This window comes from Neobacillus sp. NPDC093127 (assembly GCF_044754175.1).
Lineage (GTDB): Bacteria > Bacillota > Bacilli > Bacillales > Cytobacillaceae > Neobacillus.
This window is the reverse complement of the sequence record NZ_JBIVOP010000056.1, coordinates 1-2595: the sequence shown is the minus strand read 5'-3', so window position 1 is coordinate 2595 and position 2595 is coordinate 1. Positions and strand designations below refer to the sequence as shown.

Below are 2595 nucleotides of genomic sequence, written 5' to 3'. Positions count from 1 at the left end.
CACCCGTTCCCATACCGAACACGGAAGTTAAGCTTCTCAGCGCCGATGGTAGTTGGGGCAGGCGCCCCTGTGAGAGTAGGACGCTGCCAGGCTGTAAAATATGGAGGATTAGCTCAGCTGGGAGAGCATCTGCCTTACAAGCAGAGGGTCGGCGGTTCGATCCCGTCATCCTCCACCATAAATACAATAACTTGATTTATTTGCCGGGGTAGCTCAATTGGTAGAGCAACTGACTTGTAATCAGTAGGTTGGGGGTTCAAGTCCTCTCGCCGGCACCAGTTTTTCGAGCCATTAGCTCAGTTGGTAGAGCAGATTGCGGACTTCATTGAATAAGCTTCTGCGGGCAATCTGCGAGAAAGAACGAGAGTTCTTTTGAGCATCTGACTTACCACAATTAAAGATTAGTGAATCATCTTAGTATGAGCCATTAGCTCAGTTGGTAGAGCATCTGACTTTTAATCAGAGGGTCGAAGGTTCGAGTCCTTCATGGCTCACCATTTTAAATTAATATGCGGGTGTGGCGGAATTGGCAGACGCACCAGACTTAGGATCTGGCGCCGCAAGGCGTGGGGGTTCGACTCCCTTCACCCGCACCAATTAATATCTATAATGCGGAAGTAGTTCAGTGGTAGAACACCACCTTGCCAAGGTGGGGGTCGCGGGTTCGAATCCCGTCTTCCGCTCCAAATGTGCCGGGGTGGCGGAACTGGCAGACGCACAGGACTTAAAATCCTGCGGTAGGTGACTACCGTACCGGTTCGATTCCGGTCCTCGGCACCATTTAAAATTATAATGCGCCCGTAGCTCAATTGGATAGAGCGTCTGACTACGGATCAGAAGGTTGTGGATTCGACTTCTTCCGGGCGCGCCATATAAACGGGAAGTAGCTCAGCTTGGTAGAGCACTTGGTTTGGGACCAAGGGGTCGCAGGTTCGAATCCTGTCTTCCCGACCATTCTTCTTACTTCTTTATGGGGCCTTAGCTCAGCTGGGAGAGCGCCTGCTTTGCACGCAGGAGGTCAGCGGTTCGATCCCGCTAGGCTCCACTTTGATTTAATTATATATTTGGCGGTGTAGCTCAGCTGGCTAGAGCGTACGGTTCATACCCGTAAGGTCGGGGGTTCGATCCCCTCCGCCGCTACCAAAACATTTTTCAAAAGAACTTTAACTTGGACCTTTAGCTCAGCTGGTTAGAGCAGACGGCTCATAACCGTCCGGTCGTAGGTTCGAGTCCTACAAGGTCCACCATGTGATTCATATTTAACACGGAGGAATACCCAAGTTTGGCTGAAGGGATCGGTCTTGAAAACCGACAGGCGGGTCATTCCGCGCGGGGGTTCGAATCCCTCTTCCTCCTCCATATTATTATCATATTTTATTGTCGCGGGGTGGAGCAGTCTGGTAGCTCGTCGGGCTCATAACCCGAAGGTCGCAGGTTCAAATCCTGTCCCCGCAATTCGGTCTGGTAGTTCAGTTGGTTAGAATGCCTGCCTGTCACGCAGGAGGTCGCGGGTTCGAGTCCCGTCCAGACCGCCATATGTTGGCTCAGTAGCTCAGTCGGTAGAGCAAAGGACTGAAAATCCTTGTGTCGGCGGTTCGATTCCGTCCTGAGCCACCATTTTTATTTGAATAGATTATTGTTATGGCGATTGTGGCGAAGTGGTTAACGCACCTGATTGTGGTTCAGGCATTCGTGGGTTCGATTCCCATCAGTCGCCCCATATTATTCTTTGCGGGTGTAGTTTACTGGTAAAACCTCAGCCTTCCAAGCTGATGTAGTGGGTTCGATTCCCATCACCCGCTCCAAAATATGGGCCTATAGCTCAGCTGGTTAGAGCGCACGCCTGATAAGCGTGAGGTCGATGGTTCGAGTCCATTTAGGCCCACTATTTTTTTGTTCCGCAGTAGCTCAGTGGTAGAGCTATCGGCTGTTAACCGATCGGTCGTAGGTTCGAGTCCTACCTGCGGAGCCATTTATGGGGAAGTACTCAAGAGGCTGAAGAGGCGCCCCTGCTAAGGGTGTAGGTCGGGTAACCGGCGCGAGGGTTCAAATCCCTCCTTCTCCGCCATAAAAATTTACGGCCCCTTGGTCAAGCGGTTAAGACACCGCCCTTTCACGGCGGTAACACGGGTTCGAATCCCGTAGGGGTCATACAAAAAAACTGATGATAATTATCATCAGTTTTTTTGTGTTCTATCAGAATTTAAATCATTAGACTTCGAGAATTGTCCAGCGCCAGCGCCCTAGCAGCTAATGTCCTTAGCTGCTCCGCTCCTACGATAAGTCAAGCAGGAATGAGCTCCACGATTAAAAAAAATTAATTGTGCCCGAGAAAGAGAAAAAAGGGTCCCCGCGGTCACAAAAAAAATAAATTGTGCCCGACAAAGAGAAAAGAGGGTCCCCGCGGTCACAAAAAAATAAATTGTGCCAGTGAAAGGAAAAAAGGTTCCCGTCAATGGGCAGGGAAAGATAAAAAAACGGAAAATGAGCATTCAGTGTAAGGTTCACAGTGCCCGTGAACAAGAGAAAAAGCCAAGTGCGGGCACTCTAAGAGGTTCACAGTGCCCGTGAACAAGAGAAAAAGCCAAGTGCGGG

21 tRNA genes and 1 rRNA gene are annotated in these 2595 nt (G+C 50.2%); all 22 read left to right on the top strand.

The features are described from left to right. Window positions 1-92: ribosomal RNA gene (gene rrf, locus ACIQCO_RS28065) — 5S ribosomal RNA — on the top strand; the annotation flags it as partial. A gap of 10 nt (window positions 93-102) precedes the next feature. Next, a tRNA-Val gene (locus tag ACIQCO_RS28060) sits at window positions 103-178 on the top strand. A gap of 24 nt (window positions 179-202) precedes the next feature. Continuing rightward, window positions 203-278 (top strand) — tRNA-Thr (locus ACIQCO_RS28055). A 143-nt stretch (window positions 279-421) separates the two neighbouring features. Continuing rightward, window positions 422-497: transfer RNA gene (locus ACIQCO_RS28050), tRNA-Lys, on the top strand. 14 nt (window positions 498-511) lie between these two features. Then, a tRNA-Leu gene (locus ACIQCO_RS28045) sits at window positions 512-596 on the top strand. Window positions 597-611: 15 nt separating this feature from the next. Continuing rightward, window positions 612-686 (top strand) — tRNA-Gly (locus tag ACIQCO_RS28040). A gap of 5 nt (window positions 687-691) precedes the next feature. Next, window positions 692-780, top strand: a tRNA-Leu gene (locus tag ACIQCO_RS28035). Between the two features lie 14 nt (window positions 781-794). Beyond that, window positions 795-871, top strand: a tRNA-Arg gene (locus ACIQCO_RS28030). A 6-nt stretch (window positions 872-877) separates the two neighbouring features. Beyond that, window positions 878-954, top strand: a tRNA-Pro gene (locus tag ACIQCO_RS28025). A gap of 18 nt (window positions 955-972) precedes the next feature. Beyond that, a tRNA-Ala gene (locus ACIQCO_RS28020) sits at window positions 973-1045 on the top strand. Between the two features lie 21 nt (window positions 1046-1066). Beyond that, a tRNA-Met gene (locus ACIQCO_RS28015) sits at window positions 1067-1143 on the top strand. 27 nt (window positions 1144-1170) lie between these two features. Beyond that, window positions 1171-1247, top strand: a tRNA-Ile gene (locus tag ACIQCO_RS28010). 19 nt (window positions 1248-1266) lie between these two features. Beyond that, window positions 1267-1359: transfer RNA gene (locus ACIQCO_RS28005), tRNA-Ser, on the top strand. Between the two features lie 22 nt (window positions 1360-1381). Then, a tRNA-Met gene (locus ACIQCO_RS28000) sits at window positions 1382-1455 on the top strand. Between the two features lie 3 nt (window positions 1456-1458). Beyond that, window positions 1459-1535, top strand: a tRNA-Asp gene (locus ACIQCO_RS27995). Window positions 1536-1541: 6 nt separating this feature from the next. After that, window positions 1542-1617: transfer RNA gene (locus ACIQCO_RS27990), tRNA-Phe, on the top strand. Window positions 1618-1644: 27 nt separating this feature from the next. Then, window positions 1645-1720: transfer RNA gene (locus ACIQCO_RS27985), tRNA-His, on the top strand. Window positions 1721-1731: 11 nt separating this feature from the next. Beyond that, window positions 1732-1805 (top strand) — tRNA-Gly (locus ACIQCO_RS27980). 6 nt (window positions 1806-1811) lie between these two features. Further along, window positions 1812-1885 (top strand) — tRNA-Ile (locus ACIQCO_RS27975). 12 nt (window positions 1886-1897) lie between these two features. Further along, window positions 1898-1972 (top strand) — tRNA-Asn (locus tag ACIQCO_RS27970). A 5-nt stretch (window positions 1973-1977) separates the two neighbouring features. Further along, window positions 1978-2068 (top strand) — tRNA-Ser (locus ACIQCO_RS27965). A gap of 11 nt (window positions 2069-2079) precedes the next feature. Next, window positions 2080-2151, top strand: a tRNA-Glu gene (locus ACIQCO_RS27960). Window positions 2152-2595 lie beyond the last annotated feature (444 nt).